This is a genomic window from Sinomonas sp. P10A9 (genome assembly GCF_041022165.1).
Classification (GTDB): Bacteria; Actinomycetota; Actinomycetes; order Actinomycetales; family Micrococcaceae; genus Sinomonas; species Sinomonas puerhi.
The window spans coordinates 2,123,499-2,140,354 of the sequence record NZ_CP163302.1 but is presented as its reverse complement, the minus strand read 5'-3'; the positions used below and the strand labels follow the sequence as shown (position 1 = coordinate 2,140,354).

The 16,856-nt window shown below is 67.9% G+C and carries 17 protein-coding genes; 5 read left to right on the top strand and 12 right to left on the bottom strand.

All coding sequences use genetic code 11. From position 1 onward, the window contains the following. The first annotated feature begins 173 nt into the window (after positions 1-173). On the top strand, positions 174-911 hold the full coding sequence (locus AB5L97_RS09750) for a GntR family transcriptional regulator (protein WP_307958411.1): 738 nt from the start codon (positions 174-176) through the stop codon (positions 909-911). Positions 912-1,003: 92 nt separating this feature from the next. Here AB5L97_RS09750 and AB5L97_RS09745 read toward each other — a convergent pair whose 3' ends face one another. From AB5L97_RS09745 to AB5L97_RS09730, 4 genes are all read right to left on the bottom strand, one after another. Beyond that, the gene (locus AB5L97_RS09745) at positions 1,004-2,689 is read right to left on the bottom strand and encodes a cytochrome b (protein ID WP_369047329.1); all 1,686 of its coding nucleotides are present in this window, start codon (positions 2,687-2,689) and stop codon (positions 1,004-1,006) included. Further along, complete coding sequence (locus AB5L97_RS09740; protein WP_307958289.1) at positions 2,686-3,732, bottom strand: ubiquinol-cytochrome c reductase iron-sulfur subunit; 1,047 nt, start codon at positions 3,730-3,732, stop codon at positions 2,686-2,688. Before AB5L97_RS09740 ends, AB5L97_RS09745 begins: the two co-directional genes overlap by 4 nt. 92 nt (positions 3,733-3,824) lie before the next feature. Continuing rightward, positions 3,825-4,610 (bottom strand): c-type cytochrome, encoded by a 786-nt coding sequence (locus tag AB5L97_RS09735; RefSeq protein ID WP_307958288.1) that lies wholly within the window; start codon positions 4,608-4,610, stop codon positions 3,825-3,827. 71 nt (positions 4,611-4,681) lie between these two features. Beyond that, entirely contained in the window at positions 4,682-5,320 is a 639-nt protein-coding gene (locus AB5L97_RS09730) for a cytochrome c oxidase subunit 3 (RefSeq protein WP_307958287.1), read from the bottom strand. A gap of 142 nt (positions 5,321-5,462) precedes the next feature. On the opposite strand from AB5L97_RS09730, the gene trpD reads away from it, so the two are divergent. Next, the gene (trpD, locus tag AB5L97_RS09725) at positions 5,463-6,527 is read left to right on the top strand and encodes an anthranilate phosphoribosyltransferase (RefSeq protein ID WP_423246851.1); all 1,065 of its coding nucleotides are present in this window, start codon (positions 5,463-5,465) and stop codon (positions 6,525-6,527) included. A gap of 71 nt (positions 6,528-6,598) precedes the next feature. Here trpD and AB5L97_RS09720 read toward each other — a convergent pair whose 3' ends face one another. Both AB5L97_RS09720 and AB5L97_RS09715 read right to left on the bottom strand, forming a co-directional pair. After that, on the bottom strand, positions 6,599-6,877 hold the full coding sequence (locus AB5L97_RS09720) for an Lrp/AsnC family transcriptional regulator (protein WP_307958286.1): 279 nt from the start codon (positions 6,875-6,877) through the stop codon (positions 6,599-6,601). A 39-nt stretch (positions 6,878-6,916) separates the two neighbouring features. Beyond that, a complete protein-coding gene (locus AB5L97_RS09715; protein WP_307958285.1) occupies positions 6,917-7,315 on the bottom strand; it encodes a DUF3054 domain-containing protein in 399 nt (132 codons plus the stop codon). Between the two features lie 134 nt (positions 7,316-7,449). Here AB5L97_RS09715 and AB5L97_RS09710 point away from each other — a divergent pair, with 134 nt between their 5' ends. Together AB5L97_RS09710 and AB5L97_RS09705 are read left to right on the top strand one after the other, a co-directional pair. Beyond that, the gene (locus AB5L97_RS09710; RefSeq protein ID WP_307958284.1) at positions 7,450-7,800 is read left to right on the top strand and encodes a YciI family protein; all 351 of its coding nucleotides are present in this window, start codon (positions 7,450-7,452) and stop codon (positions 7,798-7,800) included. Between the two features lie 13 nt (positions 7,801-7,813). Then, positions 7,814-9,040, top strand: a complete 1,227-nt coding sequence (locus AB5L97_RS09705; RefSeq protein ID WP_369047328.1) for an RNA polymerase sigma factor — start codon at positions 7,814-7,816, stop codon at positions 9,038-9,040. A gap of 63 nt (positions 9,041-9,103) precedes the next feature. Here the strand turns inward: AB5L97_RS09705 and AB5L97_RS09700 are convergent, their stop codons facing one another. Then, positions 9,104-9,502, bottom strand: coding sequence for a VOC family protein (locus AB5L97_RS09700; protein WP_369047327.1), 399 nt, complete (start codon positions 9,500-9,502; stop codon positions 9,104-9,106). A gap of 763 nt (positions 9,503-10,265) precedes the next feature. On the opposite strand from AB5L97_RS09700, the gene AB5L97_RS09695 reads away from it, so the two are divergent. Next, positions 10,266-10,706 (top strand): hypothetical protein, encoded by a 441-nt coding sequence (locus tag AB5L97_RS09695; protein ID WP_369047326.1) that lies wholly within the window; start codon positions 10,266-10,268, stop codon positions 10,704-10,706. 170 nt (positions 10,707-10,876) lie between these two features. Here AB5L97_RS09695 and AB5L97_RS09690 read toward each other — a convergent pair whose 3' ends face one another. From AB5L97_RS09690 to AB5L97_RS09670, 5 genes are all read right to left on the bottom strand, one after another. Further along, positions 10,877-13,219: an ATP-binding cassette domain-containing protein gene (locus AB5L97_RS09690; protein WP_369047325.1), complete on the bottom strand. Its 2,343-nt coding sequence runs from the start codon at positions 13,217-13,219 to the stop codon at positions 10,877-10,879. 24 nt (positions 13,220-13,243) lie between these two features. Beyond that, entirely contained in the window at positions 13,244-14,299 is a 1,056-nt protein-coding gene (locus tag AB5L97_RS09685; protein ID WP_369047324.1) for an LCP family protein, read from the bottom strand. A gap of 135 nt (positions 14,300-14,434) precedes the next feature. Further along, the gene (locus AB5L97_RS09680) at positions 14,435-14,611 is read right to left on the bottom strand and encodes a hypothetical protein (RefSeq protein WP_307958278.1); all 177 of its coding nucleotides are present in this window, start codon (positions 14,609-14,611) and stop codon (positions 14,435-14,437) included. Between the two features lie 177 nt (positions 14,612-14,788). Next, on the bottom strand, positions 14,789-15,811 hold the full coding sequence (locus tag AB5L97_RS09675; protein ID WP_369047323.1) for a PHP domain-containing protein: 1,023 nt from the start codon (positions 15,809-15,811) through the stop codon (positions 14,789-14,791). 2 nt (positions 15,812-15,813) lie between these two features. Continuing rightward, positions 15,814-16,815 carry a DMT family transporter gene (locus AB5L97_RS09670; protein WP_369047322.1) on the bottom strand — a complete coding sequence of 334 codons (1,002 nt, stop codon included), beginning with the start codon at positions 16,813-16,815 and terminating at the stop codon, positions 15,814-15,816. Positions 16,816-16,856 lie beyond the last annotated feature (41 nt).

The window sequence follows — 16,856 nt, the reverse complement described above, 5'->3', positions numbered from 1 at the left end:
GTCGGCAGGTTGGGGGAGCCCCACAGGCAGAGCGCGGCAGCATGTGTCAGGATTGAATCGCAAGCCACTGCCGCGCGGCCATCTTCAGAGGGCCACCGCAGCGCCACTCGAGGAGGACCGTGCATCACGCCGAGGCCATTGACGGCGAGCTGGATCGTGCGTCGAAGACCGCCATGTACGTCCAGCTCCGGGAGATCCTGCGGTCGCACATCACCACGAAGCTCACGCCCGGGGCGCCGTTGCCGTCCGAGCGAGACCTCTCGCTCCGGTTCGGTGTGGCCCGCATGACGGTTCGGCAGGCCATCGATGCCCTCGTCGCCGAAGGAGTCCTCGACCGCATCGTGGGCCTCGGCACTTTTGTGAGCAGGCCGAAGGTCGACCTCCAGATGAAGCTGACGTCCTACTCAGAGGAAATGCAGCGGCGGGGCATGGTCCCGGATGCTCGGGTACTGAGCTTCGAGGAGATCGGCGCCTCAGCCTACCTTGCGAGAGAGCTCCAGATTGATGAGGGTACGCCCGTGGTGCGCTTCCGGAGGCTCCTGTTGGCGGACAAGGAGCCCATGAGCGTCGATGAGAACTACATCGTTGCGCACCGCGTCCCGGGCTTCGTCGACGGCCCGCCGCCGGCATCCCTCTATCAAGTGCTCAGCGAGAAGTACGGCCTCGTGATGGAGTGGGGGGAGGACACCATCGAGGCGACCGCCGCGTCGCCGTCGACGGCTCGCCTCCTCAGCGTCGAGATGGGATCGCCCCTGCTCAAGATCCAACGGCATGCCTACGTCGCCAAGTCGGTCGTCGACTATTCGGTGTCCTATTACCGAGCCGACCGCTACAAGCTCTGGGTGCCCCTGCAACGGCCTGGGCTGCGGTCGCCCCGCAACTACTCGCCGAACCGATTTCAGGCGCCCTGAGCGCCGCCAGAAGCCGTTCAACGGCGGAAGAAAGAGGAGGACCCCCGCACCAGAGGGTGCGGGGGTCCTCCTCTTGTTTGGCTGAGCCAGCGTCAGCGACCGAGGCTCTTGGCCTCGTCGTGTGCCTCGATGGCCTCGTGGTGGCCGTGTGCGTGGGCCGCCTCCAGCTCTGCCGGAGTCGCGGGGGCAACACGATCCTCGAAGAACCACTGCGACAGCTTGGCGCGACGGCGCTCCTTGCGGTCGACGACGCCCTTGGCGTTGGGCTGAGCGGCCAGCACCGTGGGCGACTCGAAGCCGACCAGGCGATAGCGCTTGTACTCGTCGAGCGGAGCGTGAACCTCGATGAACTCACCGTGGGGGAGGCGGACGATCCGGCCCGTCTCGCGTCCATGGAGTGCGATCTCGCGGTCCTTGCGCTGCAGCGCGAGGGCAATGCGCTTCGTGACAACGAAGGCGATGATCGGCCCGACGAAGAACAGTGCCCGGAGCCAGTAGGTCACATCGTTCAGTGCCACGTGGAAGTGCGTGGCGATCAGGTCCGACGCGGCCGCTGCCCACATCACGCAGTAGAACGTGAATCCGGCCATGCCGATCGCCGTGCGGGTCGGCGCATTGCGTGGGCGGTCGAGAACATGGTGCTCGCGCTCGTCCTTCGTGATCCAGCGCTCGATCCACGGGTACGTGAAGAGCACCGTGAACACGATGCCCGCCGGGACGAGGGCCGGGAGCAGCACATTCAGCGTGAGCGTCTGCTGCCCAAAGATCACGAACTCGAAGTGCTGACGGTACCCGTCCAGCGAACCCAGAACGCCCGGCATGAGGCGCAGCGCGCCGTCAACCCAACCGATGTACCAGTCGGGCTGGGTGCCGGCGGACACGGGGGACGGGTCATACGGCCCGTAGTTCCAGATCGGGTTGATCGTGAAGAACGCTGCCATCGCCGCGATGATGCCGAAGACGATGAAGAAGAAGCCGCCTGCCTTAGCTGCGTAGACCGGGCCCAGCGGGTACCCCACGACGTTGCCGTCGTTGCGGCCGGGGCCAGGGTACTGCGTGTGCTTGTGGACCACCACGAACACGAGGTGGAGCGCAACGAACAGCAGGATCATCGCAGGCACGAGCAGTATGTGCAGCACATACAGTCGCCCGATGATCGCGTTGCCCGGGAACTCACCTCCGAAGAGGAACATCGAGATCCACGTGCCGATGATCGGAATCGACTTGATGACGCCGTCGATAATGCGCAGGCCGTTGCCCGACAGGAGGTCATCCGGGAGCGAGTAGCCCGTGAAGCCGGCGGCCATGCCCAGGATGAGCAGGACGCCGCCGATGACCCAGTTCATCTCGCGCGGCTTGCGGAATGCTCCGGTGAAGAACACGCGCAGCATGTGCACGCTCATTGCTGCAACGAAGAGGAGCGCGGCCCAGTGGTGGACCTGGCGCATGAACAGGCCGCCACGGACCTCGAACGAGATATGCAGCGAGGACTGGTAGGCGACCGACATCTCCATGCCGCGCAGCGGCACATAGGCCCCGTCGTAGTGCGTCTCCGCCATCGATGGGTCGAAGAAGAACGTCAGGAACGTTCCCGACATCAGCAGGATGACGAAGCTGTACAGCGCAACTTCGCCGAACATGAAGGACCAATGGTCGGGGAAGACCTTGCGTCCGAATTCGCGGAGGACCGAGGACGTGCCAGTGCGCTGGTCGACGAAGTCCGCGATGCGGCCGACCTTGGTCGGCGGCTGGTAGGTGGGGGCCGTAGTGCCGCTCACGAGTACTCACGCTCCCAGTAGCTAGGTCCAACAGATTCGTGGAAGTCCGAGGTAGCCACGAGGTAGCCTTCGGCGTCGACCTCGATCGGCAGCTGGGGCAGCGGGCGGCTTGCCGGACCGAAGATGACTGCGCACTCGTGCGTGAGGTCGAAGGTCGACTGGTGGCACGGGCACAGCAGGTGGTGCGTCTGCTGCTCGTAGAGGGCCACAGGGCAGCCGACGTGGGTGCAGATCTTGGAGTAGGCAACGATGCCGTTGTAGCTCCAGGTCTCACGCCCGGCGGAGATATGGAGATCAGCCGGATTGAGGCGCATGAGGAGGACGACGGACTTCGCCTTCTCGTTGAGCTTGCCCTCGGTGAGGTCGTTGAGACCCTCGGGGATCACGTGGAACGCAGAGCCGATCGTCACGTCCGAGGCCTTGATGGGGGTGCCATCAGGGTCGCGGGTGAGGCGGATCTTCTTTCCGTCCTTCGGCGCCCACATCGTGTGGCGGAGCCTATCGCCCGCATTGGGCCCGAGGTCACCGAAGACCGCGAGCGCCGGGAGCGGGGCGAGCGCCATCGCACCGATGAGGGTGTTCCGGATGAGGGGGCGGCGCTTGATCCCCGTCTCCTCGATGATGTCGTCAACGATCTTGACGGCTGCGGCGCGGTCCTCTTCGGAACGCACCGGGTGGCGCGACTCGGACACCTCGTGGTCCGGCATGAGGGCCTTCGCCCAGTGAACGATGCCGGTGCCGATGCCCAGCATGGCGAACGCTGTACCGACACCGAGCAGGATGTTCTGCAGGCGGATGGTCGAGATCGTCGAATCGCTGCCCAGGTCAATGGCGAAGTACGAGACGAGGAACACGACAGTGCCGATCACCGAGACGATGAACAGAATCGTGACCTGGCGCTCAGCACGCTTCGCAGCCCTGGGGTCGGTGTCGGCCAGACGGAGACGATGCGGTGGGAGTCCTGGATCCGCAAACTTCTCTGTCTGACCAGCCGTAGCTACGGCGCCGCCACTCTGGGGAGAACCGTCACTATGGTTGCCCATATTTCCCCTCATCCTTCCTGGCCCCCGGTCCGGGGACCATGTTCAAAACGTTGCCGCCACATGGACGGCCCAAACTGCGCTGCGCTGTGGCGTCAGGACGTGCGGGACGTCAGCCAGATCGTGAACGCGATGATGATTCCGAGTCCGGCCACCCACACGAACAGCCCCTCGGAGACCGGGCCGAGCGAGCCGAGATCGGCACCGCCGGGAGAGCCCTGCGACTCGATGGTCGTGAGGAACGTGATGATGTCGCGCTTGCCCTCGGGGGAGATGTTGGCGTCCGAGAACACCGGCATGTTCTGCGGGCCGGTCGCCATGGCCTCGTAGATGTGCTTCGACGTCACGCCAGCGAGTGACGGAGCGAACTTGCCCCGCGTCAGCGCGCCACCGGCAGCGGCGGCGTTGTGGCACATGGCGCAGTTGACACGGAAGAGCTCGCCACCGTGGGTTGCGTCACCCTTGCCGTCGAGCATGGCCTCGTCGGGCAGCGCCGGGCCGGGGCCGATCGATGCGACGTACGCGGCGAGCTGCTTGGTCTGGTCATCGCTGAACTGGACCGGCTTCTTCTGCGCCTGCGGGCCGTTCATCTGCATCGGCATGCGGCCGGTGCCGACCTGGAAGTCCACCGCCGCGGCGCCGACACCCACGAGCGACGGGCCGGCAGCGGTGCCTGATGCCCCCATCCCGTGGCAGGTCGCACAGTTCGCAACAAAGAGCTTCTGGCCCTCGCTGACATCTGATGCGGAGAAGCTGGTATCGGCCTTGGCCTTATTGGCCGTGCTGATCATGGCGTACATGCCGCCAGTCAGCAGCAGCCCCATGACCAGCAGTGCGATGACTGCCAGCGGATGACGCCGCTTCTGCGAGAGTGCCTTCACGAATCCGTTCCTATCCGTATCCTGCCGCCGCCGCGGGGGGCGCGGTCCGAGATCTGCTGCTGTGGTACGCGCTACTTGAGCACGTAGATGACCAGGAAGAGCCCGATCCATACGACGTCCACGAAGTGCCAGTAGTACGAGGTGACGATGGCCGCCGTGGCTTCGTAATGGCCGAAGCGCTTGGCCGCGTAGGCACGGCCGATGATGAAGAGGAACGCGATCAGGCCGCCCATCACGTGGAGCCCGTGGAAGCCGGTGGTGATGTAGAAGGCGGAGCCGTAGGCGTTGGCGTCGAGCGTGACATGCTCCGACACGAGCATCGAGTACTCGGTGGACTGGCCGGCCACGAAGAACGCCCCCATGAGGAAGGTCAGCATGAACCACTCGGTCATGCCCCAGCGGACGAATGCGAAGACGCCGCCCGATCGACGGGGCTGGAGCCGCTCCGCGGCGAAGACGCCCATCTGGCACGTGAAGGAGCTCGCCACGAGGACGATCGTGTTCACGAGGGCGAAGGGGAAGTTGAGCTTGGATGTCTCCTCGGACCAGAGGTCGCTCGAGGCGGCCCGCAGGGAGAAGTACATGGCAAAGAGCCCGGCAAAGAACATCAGCTCACTGGACAGCCACACCACGGTCCCGACCGAGACCATGTTGGGGCGATTCAGCGTGGGATGTGCCGGGGTTGTCGGGGCATGAGTCGCTGTCGTCACAAGGACATTATGTCTACAAACCCCGGGTTCGCCCAACGCGAACCGCCCCTTCTGGGAACTTTTTCTACAAACCCTCGAAAACACGCGGATCCGTTAGCATCAACGAGTGACTACCGAGGCTTCAGGCAGCGAATCTGCCGATCTGGAATCGTCTGAGCGTGAATCTGCGCACGTGCCGACGCCTACGTGGCGCTCGCTCATCGGAACGCTCGTGGCGGGACGCGACCTGAGTCAGGCCGAGACCGCGTGGGCGATGGACACCATCATGGCCGGAGACGCGACCGACGTCCAGATCGCGGGCTTCCTCGTTGGCCTCAAGGCCAAGGGTGAGACGGTAGAGGAGCTGGCGGGTCTGGTCAAGGGCATGGTCGCCCGTGCCACGCCGATCACCATCTCGGGGGAGAAGCTCGACATCGTCGGCACTGGCGGCGACCAGCAGAACACCGTCAACATCTCCAGCACCGCAGCCCTCGTGATGGCCGGGGCCGGGGCGAAGGTCGTCAAGCACGGCAACCGCGCGGCGTCGTCCTCATCAGGCTCCGCTGACGTCCTCGAGGCACTCGGCGTCCGTCTGGACATGGGCGTCGATCGAGTCGCGGAAGCCGCCGAGGAGTGCGGCATCACGTTCTGCTTCGCCCAGGTCTTCCACCCGTCGTTCCGCTACACGGCGGTTCCCCGCAAGCAGCTCGCGATCCCTACAGCCTTCAATATCCTCGGCCCGCTCACGAACCCGGCGAACGTGCAGGCCTCCGCAGTCGGTGCCGCCGATGCACGGATGGCCCCCCTCATCGCGGGCGTCTTGGCCGAGCGCGGCAGCCGAGGGCTCGTCTTCCGCGGCGACGACGGGCTGGACGAACTCACCATCACGACGACGTCACACGTCTGGGAGGTCAGGGACGGCGCCGTCGCGGAGTCAGTGCTCGACCCAGAGGACCTCGGCATTCCGCGCGCAACCCTCGATGACCTCCGGGGCGGCGACGCCGCACACAACGCAGAAGTCGTGCGGCGCACCCTCGCCGGCGAACGCGGCCCGGTGCGCGACGCTGTCGTGCTCAACGCTGCGGCCGGCCTCGTTGCGTACGACATCAACGCCGAGGGCCCCCTTCTCAGCCGCCTCGCCGCCGCGAAGCAGCGCGCCGAGGAGTCGATCGACTCGGGAGCAGCCGCCCGTGCACTCGAGGCTTGGGTCGCCTTCACGCGCGGCTGACGGGATGCTCGACGCCACACCGAAGGGGGCCGGACCGCTGCACAGCGGTCCGGCACCCTTCGTCGGTGAGCTCAGGTGAGGCCGAGGGAGAACGCAGCGTCGAGGTCGTGCCGGGAATAGGCGCGGAACGCGATGTGAGTGGTCGTCTCGACGACGCCCTCCACCTTTGAGAGACGGTCAGCGACGACGTCGGCGAGGTCCTCGTGCTGGCGGACCCGCGCGACGGCGATGAGGTCCCACTCGCCGGTGACGGAGTAGACCTCGCTGATCCCAGGAATGGCGGAGATCTCCTCAGCCGCCTCGGGAATCCTCTTCGAGTCCGTCTTGATGAAGACGAATGCCGTGATCATGGTCCTCCATTCGACAAGGGGGCGTTCCCTTCCACCAGCCTAGCGGTCGGCGCTCGTGCGGCGGGCCGCACGGATCCCGAGGACCGCGGCGCGCCATCCCACGAGGAACACACCAAGGGTGCCGAGCGCAACGAGGAGGAACGGCGTCGCCATACCACCGCCCGTCGCCCAGCGCAGGAGCATGCCGATCAGGTAGCTGCCGAGCCACGCCGAGATACCCGCGGGCCACACGCTCAGCGGTCGGCGCCAGAGGCGCACGGCGGCCCATGCCGCGGCGAGGCCGACGACGAACGGCCATGCCGTGGCCAGGACGCCCAGCACAGGGCTGTCAAGGTTGTGGGTCGCTCGGCCGGTGGCGGCGAACGCGAGGACGACGATGAGGTCGGCGACGGCTGCAATGGCAGCCGTGCGCGGGAGATCGGGTTCCGAGGACTGCATTCCTCCACCCTACGGTGCTACGATCTACGCTCGCGTCCCCAGGACTCGAGGGGCGGGCTGTCGAAGAACCCGGGCTCTGTTCGTCCAGTAGGCGAGGGGCCACTGGGGCCCCCAAGTCACAGGAGGCGAGAACCATGCCGCAGTACCTGATCAGCATGTACCAGCCCGACGGCGTCGTGCCACCGCCAGAATTCCTCGCGCCCGTCATGGCGAAGCTCGGCGAGCTCACCGAGGATCTCAAGGCCGCCGGTGCTTTCGTCTTCGGCAATGGGCTCGCGGACGCTGGCGGGTCCACCGTGCTGCGCGCCGAAGGGGGAGAGGTCCTCATCACCGACGGACCCTACCTTGAAGGCAAGGAGCATCTGGGCGGATTCGACATCATCGACGCGCCGGATCTCGACGCGGCGCTCGTGTGGGCCCGCCGATTCGCCGAAATCACGGGTCTCCCGATCGAGGTCCGGGCCTTCGCTGGCCTCCCTGGATGATCGGCTGCCCGTGATGCGTGACGCCGTCGCGGCCGTATTCCGGGAGGAATACGGCCGTGCGGTGTCGATTCTCCTGCGGACCACGGGCGATCTCGGCCTCGCCGAGGACGCCGTTCAGGAAGCGTTCGCCGTTGCGGCCGAGCGTTGGCCCGCTGATGGCCTGCCCGAGCAGCCCGGCGCGTGGATCATCACGACGGCGCGCCGCCGCGCCGTCGACCGATTCCGGCGCGAAGCCGCGCGCGGCCCGAAAGAGGCCGAGGCGTCACTGCTGCGCGCCGGCGGCACGCCAGAGGCGGGGTCCGACGACGACGTCTTCGGCGACGACCGCCTCAAGCTGCTGTTCGCGTGCTGTCATCCCGCCCTCGGGATGCCAGCCCGGGTGGCCCTTGCGCTGAGGGTGCTGGGCGGGCTCACGACGGCGCAGATCGCCGCTGCCTTCCTCGTCGCCGAGCCGACCATGGGCCAGCGGATTTCCCGTGCCAAGGCCAAGATCCGGGACGCCGGGATCCCGTTCCGCATTCCCGGAGCGGCCGAGCTGCCCGAGCGGCTCGCGGGAGTGCTCGCCGTCGTCTACCTCATCTATAACGAGGGCTACTCGGCGGGACTGGGCGACCCCGCGGAGCGCACAGGCCTGTGCGCTGAGGCGCTGCGGCTCGCGCGGACGATGGTGCTCCTCGCGCCCGAGGAGCCCGAGGCGGAGGGACTGCTCGCCCTCATCCTGTTCTCCGAGTCTCGCCGCGCCGCTCGCTCCGCCGCGGGCGGGATCCTGGTCCCGCTGGCCGAGCAGGACCGCGGCGCGTGGGACCGCGAGTTCATGACCGAGGCACAGGTCCTCGTACGGCGATGCCTCGTCCGCGGCCGTCTGGGACCATATCAGCTCCAGGCGGCGATCCAGGCGGTGCATAGTGGAGCGCGCCGCCCCGAGGAGACCGACTGGCGCCGCATCGTCAGGCTCTACGGGCTGTTGGCCGAGGTGGCGCCCGGGCCCGTCGTCGAGCTCAATCGGGCCGTAGCCGTCGCGGAGGTCGAGGGCCCGTTGGCCGCTCTCGCGATCGTCGATGGTCTTGATTTGGGCGGCTACCACGTCTTCCACGCGGTGCGCGCGGATCTCCTGCGCCGGCTCGGCAGGGCGGACGACGCCGCGCAGGAGTACCGCTCGGCGCTCCGGCTCGCGCCGGGGGCGGGGGAGCGAGCCCTGCTCTCGCTGAGGCTCGCGCAGCTGGGCCAGGCGAAGGACTGACCGACGGGCGGAGCGCCGGCCCGTCGCCGCCACCAGCACCGAGCCGGGCTGCAGGACAAGGAACTAGTGCTCGAATCCGATGAGCCAGTGCAGCCCGTACTTGTCGACCACTTGACCGTCGGAGGCACCCCAGGGACGCGAACGGAGGTCGTCAACGACGCGTCCGCCCTCGGAGAGCCGTGCAAACCAGCCCGTGAGCGTCTCCGCGTCCGACGCCCCTAGCAGACTGAACATGATGCCCTCGCAGTGCGGGCTTGGCGCAGTGCCATCGGCATCGGCGCCGAACAGTTGCACCGGGCCACTCAGGATGCCGTGGGCGACGGCCTCGAGCGGTTCATCAGCGGATCCGAAGTCCGCGCGCGTATGGAGCGTGAGGTCGCCGCCGAACACGTCCCGGTAGAACTCGAGTGCTTCACGGGCCGTACCGGGAAAGGAGACATAGGGCGTGGGCGACGTCGGCATGCGGCTCAGCCTATCGAACCGTCTTCCCAGGCGCCGCGGGCGGTCTCTGCGCGGCGGACTCGGGCCAGGAGCCCGACGTAGGTGAGGTCGAACGCCGAGCACAGCAAGCCCAATGCAGAGGATGAATTGCGAGGGGGAGAGGGTCCCGAATTGGCCGGTGGGCGCCAGGGTGCCGAGCCATTTGGCGACCGCGATGCCGAGCGACTGCCCGCGGGCGCCGCGCGCCGACAGACAGGCCCGGACGCGTCGAGGTGCAGCAGAGCGGTCGGAATCGAACAGGTTCTCACACCGGCCGGGGACCGCCTAGTTGACATAACTGACCAGGGCCGAGGCCATCTGGGCATACCGAGAGCCCGAAAAAGGCGAGAGGTTCCTCTGGAGAAATGTGCCGCCTCTCGCGCGGTGGCGCCGGGAGCTCCTGGCGCTCTCGCCTGGCCGGGGATATGCCGGGCAAAGGCAGGGGAGCCCCCTCTCCGGATTACTTGACATAATGTCGATTATCGGCGGTTAACCAACGGGGGTTCCGTCTGATGCGAGAGCTCCCTTCCCGGCGCGATTCCAGCGTCTTCGCAGGTCACCTGCCGATGGTGCAGGTGTCCCGACCCGTGCGAGGCGTCTGGAGCTTGCCCAGTCGGCTGTAGGAGGTGCGGTAGCCTTCGGGAAGTCGGAATGAGGGGCCGTCTCTGTGCCGCCATGCCGCCTCAGAGACCTGTACGGACTCAATCCCCTAGGCGTCCAGACTGGCCCAGCAGAAACTGGGTGCGTGTTACGAGCCACGGATCTGCGGGGTGCGGTGGTCGCCGTCACGTTCTATGCATCCGCCATCGCGGTGTTCGTGACGAGGCTGTCGGGCGCTTCGCGCATCGGTCATTGGATCGGGTACTTCGAGTTCGTCCTCGCGATCCCGCTCCTGTATCTGCTTGCCTCGGCCCCGGCCCTGAATCGGCCTTGGCTGTACTACGTCCAGATCGCGCTCATGCTGGCCTGGCTCCTGGTCGAGGCGCTGCTTGACTACGTCCTCAAGATTGACTTCCGTAAGACGCGGTGGATGGTCATCGGCTACGTCACCCTCTTCTTCGCCGCCACGGGAGGGATGCTCGGCCTAGCAAGGAACGCCGGTCTCGGCTGGATCATCGCGGCCGGCATCCTCTTCCTCACGATGGCAGTCCTGGCCTTCGTGCAGCGCGCGGTGACGGGCCGATAGGTCCTGGGGTCTATCGCCTCTGCCAGCAGTACGGGAAGGGGACGCCCCGGCACCCCCGCAAGGCGAATGGCGCCTGCGCCCTGCGGGACTGCTTCGGGAGTACGCCCCTCTGGAGCCGGCTCCGGACTACCTGTCGCAGGCAGGCCGCCGCGCCGGCTCTTCCGCACCGATCACGCGCGGACGTACTTCGCGAGGTGCTCCCCCGTCAGCGTCGCCCGCCCAGCCACGAGACCCGCCGGCGTGCCCTCGAAGACGACCCGACCGCCGTCGTGCCCGGCCCCTGGCCCGAGGTCGATGATCCAGTCCGCGTGCGCCATGACGGCCTGGTTATGCTCAATGACAATGACGGACTTGCCCGAGTCCACGAGCCGATCGAGGAGGCCCAGAAGCTGCTCGACATCGGCCAGATGGAGACCAGTGGTGGGCTCGTCGAGGACATAGATGCCGCCCCTCTCCCCCATCTGCGTCGCGAGCTTGAGGCGCTGCCGCTCTCCGCCCGAGAGAGTCGTGAGGGGCTGGCCGAGCGCGAGGTAGCCGAGGCCGACGTCGGCCATTCTCGCAAGGATCCTGTGCGCCCCGGGGATCGCCGACTCGTCCTCGGCGAAGAAGGCCGCGGCCTCGGTGACCGGCATCGCGAGGACCTCTGCAATGTCGCGCCCGTTGAGCCGGTACTCGAGGACCGCCGGCTGGTAGCGCTTGCCCTCGCACTCCTCGCACGGGGTGGACACCGTGTCCATGAACCCAAGCTCGGTGTAGATCACGCCTGCGCCGTTGCACACCGGGCACGCGCCCTCGGAGTTCGCGCTGAACAGTGCGGGCTTGACGCTGTTCGCCTTCGCGAACGCCTTGCGGACCGGTTCGAGGAGCCCGGAGTACGTCGCCGGGTTGCTGCGGCGCGAGCCCTTGATGGCGCCCTGGTCGATCACGACGACGTCCTGCCGCGGCGCCACCGACCCGTGGATCAGGGAGCTCTTCCCCGAGCCAGCCACGCCCGTGACGACCGTCAGGACGCCGAGCGGGATATCGACGTCGACCTCCTTGAGGTTGTTCGCCGACGCGCCGCGCACCTCGAGGGAGCCCTTCGGGCTGCGCACGCTGCCCTTGAGACGGGCCCGGTCGTCGAGGTGCCGTCCTGTGAGGGTGCCGCTCCCCCGCAGTGCCTCCACCGTGCCCTCAAAGCAGATCATCCCGCCTCCCGTGCCGGCCCCGGGGCCGAGGTCGACGACGTGGTCAGCGATCGCGATCGCCTCCGGCTTGTGCTCGACGACGAGGACCGTGTTCCCTTTGTCCCGCAGCCGGAGGAGCAACTCGTTCATGCGCTGGATGTCGTGCGGGTGGAGGCCGATCGTCGGCTCGTCGAAGACGTACGTGACATCCGTGAGGGACGAGCCGAGGTGCCGGATCATCTTGGTCCGCTGCGCCTCGCCGCCCGAGAGCGTGCCGGACGCGCGATCGAGGGACAGGTATCCGAGTCCGATGCCCACGAACGAATCGAGTAGATGCTGGAGCCCGCCCACGAGCGGGCCAACGGAGGGCTCGTCGAGGCCGCGGACCCACCCCGCGAGGTCGCTGATCTGCATCGCGCACACGTCGGCGATGCTCACTCCCCTGATCTTCGACGAGCGGGCGGGCGCGGCGAGCCGTGTCCCACCGCACTCGGGACACGACTGGAACGTGATCGCTCGCTCCACGAAGGCGCGGATGTGGGGCTGCATCGCCTCCTTGTCCTTGGACAGCATCGACTTCTGGATCTTCGGGATGAGGCCCTCGTAGGTGAGGTTGATGCCCTCGACCTTGATCTTGGTCGGCTCCCTGAACAGGAGGTCGTTCAGCTCCCTCTCCGTGAACTCGCCGATCGGCTTGTCCATGTCGAAGTATCCCGAGCCGGCGAAGATCCGCCCATACCAGCCGTCCATGCTGTAGCCGGGGACCAGAAGCGCACCCCCGGCGAGGGACTTGGTGGCGTCATACAGTGCCGTGAAGTCGAAGTCGCTGACCGAGCCTGTGCCCTCGCACCGGGGACACATGCCGCCCGTGATGCTGAAGGAGCGCTTCTCGGTCTTGCCGGACGCGGTCCTGATCGACCCGGCGCCGCTGACGGACGGCACGTTGAACGAAAAAGCCTGGGGCGAGCCGATGTGCGGCTGGCCCAGGCGGCTGAAGAGCATCCGCAGCATCGCGTTCGCGTCCGTGACGGTGCCCACCGTCGAGCGCACGTTCGCTCCCATGCGCTCCTGGTCCACGATGATCGCCGTCGTGAGCCCCTCGAGCAGGTCGACGTCGGGGCGGGCCATGGTCGGCATGAAGCCCTGGACGAACGTCGAGTAGGTCTCATTGATCATCCGCTGCGACTCGGCCGCGATGGTGGCGAACACGAGCGAGCTCTTGCCCGAGCCGGAGACCCCGGTGAAGACGGTCAGGCGCCTCTTCGGGAGCTCGAGGCTCACGTCCTTGAGGTTGTTCTCGCGAGCACCCTGGATGCGGATCACATCATGGCTGTCGGCAGCATGCATGGCGCCCAGTCTAGGCGGGGCCGACTATCCGAGCCCGTGGGCTGCCGCGTACCCGCCGAGGTCGTCTCGGGCCAACGCCGCTGCGACCTCGGCGATCCCCGCGTCGTCCGGCACTACAATCGACTGCCCGTCCGCAGAGGTGCCGGTGCCCGCCGTCGGCAGCGTGAAGAAGACGTCCGCTGCCGGATCGATCCCGCGCAGGCCGTAGCCGAGTGCCGCGATCCCGGTGGCATCGAGGCCTGGATCCGTGATCACGTACGGCGAAGCGAGGGCGACGGCGCCCATCGCCTCGGCCGGTCCGCGCACCCGGCCGGTGGTCAGCAGCTGTGCCACGAGGGAACGGACGAACGCCTGCTGGTCGCGCACACGCTGGTAGTCGCCGTCGGCGAAGGCGTAGCGCTCGCGTACGAATTCGAGCGCGGCCTGCCCATCCAGATGATTCAAGCCCTGGGCGAAGGCGTGGTGCGTGTCGAACGTGGCCGTGAACGCGAGCGGGACGTTGACGTCGACGCCGCCGAGCGCGTCGGTGATGGCCTTGAACCCGTCGAAGTCGAGCATCGCGTAATGGTCGATCCGGGTCGAAAGCATTGCAGCGACCGTGTCCGCTGCGAGCCTCGGGCCGCCCAGAGCCAGTGCGGCATTGACCTTCGCCTGGCCGTGCCCGGCGATCGTGACCCATGTGTCGCGCATGATCGAGATGCCGAAGACCCGGGAGCGGTCGGCGGGGACGTGGATCAGCATGATCATGTCCGAGCGCTGGTCGACGACCCCGCCACCGGCTTCCTGGCGGGCCACGGCATCGCGGGCGTTCCCTCGGATGTCACTGCCCAGGACGAGGATGTTCATGGCCCCGGACGCCAGTGGGGGAAGTGTCGCCGACGGGCTGGAGGAAACCGTCTCGCTGGCCGACGCGGTTGGCGTGGGACTCGGGCTTCCCGCGGGCGGCGTGGCCCGCGGTGACATGAGCAGGAAGGTTGCCACTACGGCCCCGACCACCACCACGAGAACGACGGCGGCGAGCAGCACGCGCGAGCGGACCCTGCGCCGTCGTGCGCCGCCATCCCCCGCTGGACCGGCCATGGGGCAACCCTGCGCCCACTCGCCAGCCCAGGGAAGTGCCTTTGGACCCGCCCCTCACAGGAACGAGCGCAAAGACAGAGGGCGCCGCCCCAGCAAAGCTGGAGCGGCGCCCTGGAAAGCTGTTGGTGCGTCCGGTCAGGCGAGGTCGCCGACGTGGACCGTGAAGACGTCGGGGCCGCTGCGGGTCACCTTGACGTGGTCGCGGTGGGCGCCGGCCTTGGCCGACACGTGGGAGATGGCCTCTTCGAGAGCGTGGTCCACGGTGGCGGGATCCCAGATCTTGAGGGACACGGAGTGGGAGTCAACGGTCATGAGTCACATGCTTTCTCTGATGTCAGGATCGTCACCCTGGCAGTCTCCTCCTTGAGCCTGCCCGACTATCGTACCTAGACCGGTACGGATATTGCCTCTTTTGTGACGGAGTCCACAGCTCGGCAGGGTGAAACGGCACGGGGCCCGAAGCGGGCGCCGACTGGACCGGTCTAGAACCTAGCGGTGACGCCTCGTCCAGTCGAGCAGCCGCTCCAGCGGCCACGTCGTGACGATCCGCTCGGCAGGCACGCCATTCGCCTCGGCCCGTGCGGCGCCGTAGCGGAGGAAGTCGAGCTGGCCCGGCGCGTGGGCGTCGCTGTCGATGCTGAAGAGACAGCCGGCGTCGAGCGCGATCTGGATGAGCCGGTCGGGCGGGTCTTGCCGCTCAGGCCGGGAGTTGATCTCCACCGCGACTCCCGCCTCAGCGCAGGCCGCGAAGACCTGTGCTGCGTCGAACTGTGATTCGGGCCGCGTGCCCCGTGAACCCTGCACGAGGCGACCGGTGCAGTGACCGAGCACGTCCGTGTGCGGGTCGTCGACGGCGGAGAGCATGCGCCGCGTCATCGGTCCCGACTCCGCCCGCAGCTTCGAGTGGACGCTGGCAACCACGACGTCGAGCCGCCCGAGCATCTCGCGCGTCTGGTCCAGGCTCCCGTCTTCGAGGATGTCGACCTCGATGCCCGTCAGCAGCCTGAAGCCGTCACCGAGCGCCTCGTTCGCCTCGGCTACGGCGTCGAGCTGGAGTGCGAGCCGCTCGGCGTCGAGCCCGTGCGCGATCGTGAGGCTCGGCGAATGGTCGGTCAGGGCCTGGTAGTCGCGACCCAGCCATCGCGCGGCCTGGGCCATCTCGTCCAGCGGTGCGCCGCCGTCGGACCAGTCGCTGTGCGCGTGCAGGTCACCCTTCAAGAGCGCATGGAGCTCCCCGCCTCCGTCGGCGAGCGGCGCTTCGGCACGGGCCCGCAGCTCGCGCAGGTACTCGGGCACCACGCCGTCGACCGTCTCGCGCACCACAGCGAAGGTGCGGTCGCCGATTCCCTTGACCCGCTTGAGACGGCCGTCGCGGGCGCGTGCCGCGACGTCGTCGGGCGCCATCCCCGCCACGATCCCGGCGGCGGTGCGGAAGGCTCGCACACGGTACCCCTCCGCTTGCTCGCGCTCGAGCCAGAACGCGATCTCGCGGAGCGCCTCGGCCGGGTCCATCGCTAGCCTTCGGGGGCGACAACGGCAACGGCGGCGTCGGCGGTCCCGGTGGTGGCCGCGTCCCGGGGCGCACGACCTCGCGGCCTCATCCAGGAGGGCATCGGCACCGTCAGGACGGCGAGGCACGCGACGATGAGCGCCATCCCGGCCCATCCCGCGGGTGGAAGCCTCTCCCCCACCACGAGGACGGCGAGCACGGCGGCAACGACCGGTTCGGCGAGCGACACCGTTGTCGCAGTGCTCGCAGACACGCGGCTGAGGCCCCAGCCGAACAGGACATAGCCGAGGAACATGGGGACGAGGGCGAGGTAGGCACCCACACCGATATGGGTCCATGACGTGAGGAAGGCGCCTCCGGTCAGGGCGAGCACCACGAGGAGTCCTACGGCGGCGACGCCGAACGTCGCCCCCACCGCCGCGCGGGACGTCACCCCGGCGCGCATGATCCGGTGGCTCGTGAAGGAGTAGAGCGCGTAGGAGGCGGCGGCCACGGCCCCGAGTGCCACGCCGGCAACAGTCTGCTCAGGGGCGGCCGCTCCGGACTCCGCTCCTCCCGGCACCGCGCCGCGCGCTAGACAGAGCACGGCTGCGCCCGCGATGCCCAGGAGGGCGCCGCCGACCCAGCGCGCCGAAAGCCGCCGCCCGTCGACCATGCGCTCGAGCAGAGCGGCTGCGATGGGCGCGCCGGCGATGGACACGGCGGTGCCCACGGCGACTCCGGCGAGCCGCATGGACGTGTAGAAGGCAAGCGCGTACACGAGCACCGCGACGCCCCCGAGAGCGACGAGCGGCCAAGAACGCACGAGCGAACCGCGCTGCCGCACGATCTGCCGGCCCGCCGTGGCTGCCAGCAGGAGGCCGCCGAAGCCCATGGACGCGGCACCGATCGCGAGCGGAGTCACCGCGGGCGCGAGCGCGGACGCGGTTCCGGTGGTTCCCCAGAGCACCGAGGCTCCCAGCACGCACGCGACGCCGAGGCCGTGGTCGCGGCGAGGGTCGGTCATGGCATCCTCCAGTCCTTCACCGGACCTTGCCCCGCGGCAGG

Excerpts from the sequence above, each read along its gene's own strand:
- AB5L97_RS09680 (WP_307958278.1), bottom strand. The coding sequence starts at position 14,611 with ATGACCGTTGACTCCCACTCCGTGTCCCTCAAGATCTGGGATCCCGCC.
- AB5L97_RS09710 (WP_307958284.1), top strand. The coding sequence starts at position 7,450 with ATGCCGCAGTACCTGATCAGCATGTACCAGCCCGACGGCGTCGTGCCA.
- AB5L97_RS09720 (WP_307958286.1), bottom strand. The coding sequence starts at position 6,877 with ATGATCACGGCATTCGTCTTCATCAAGACGGACTCGAAGAGGATTCCC.
- AB5L97_RS09740 (WP_307958289.1), bottom strand. The coding sequence starts at position 3,732 with ATGGGCAACCATAGTGACGGTTCTCCCCAGAGTGGCGGCGCCGTAGCT.
- AB5L97_RS09750 (WP_307958411.1), top strand. The coding sequence starts at position 174 with ATGTACGTCCAGCTCCGGGAGATCCTGCGGTCGCACATCACCACGAAG.
- AB5L97_RS09715 (WP_307958285.1), bottom strand. The coding sequence starts at position 7,315 with ATGCAGTCCTCGGAACCCGATCTCCCGCGCACGGCTGCCATTGCAGCC.
- AB5L97_RS09675 (WP_369047323.1), bottom strand. The coding sequence starts at position 15,811 with ATGGACCCGGCCGAGGCGCTCCGCGAGATCGCGTTCTGGCTCGAGCGC.
- AB5L97_RS09690 (WP_369047325.1), bottom strand. The coding sequence starts at position 13,219 with ATGCATGCTGCCGACAGCCATGATGTGATCCGCATCCAGGGTGCTCGC.
- AB5L97_RS09685 (WP_369047324.1), bottom strand. The coding sequence starts at position 14,299 with ATGGCCGGTCCAGCGGGGGATGGCGGCGCACGACGGCGCAGGGTCCGC.
- AB5L97_RS09670 (WP_369047322.1), bottom strand. The coding sequence starts at position 16,815 with ATGACCGACCCTCGCCGCGACCACGGCCTCGGCGTCGCGTGCGTGCTG.
- AB5L97_RS09705 (WP_369047328.1), top strand. The coding sequence starts at position 7,814 with ATGCGTGACGCCGTCGCGGCCGTATTCCGGGAGGAATACGGCCGTGCG.
- AB5L97_RS09700 (WP_369047327.1), bottom strand. The coding sequence starts at position 9,502 with ATGCCGACGTCGCCCACGCCCTATGTCTCCTTTCCCGGTACGGCCCGT.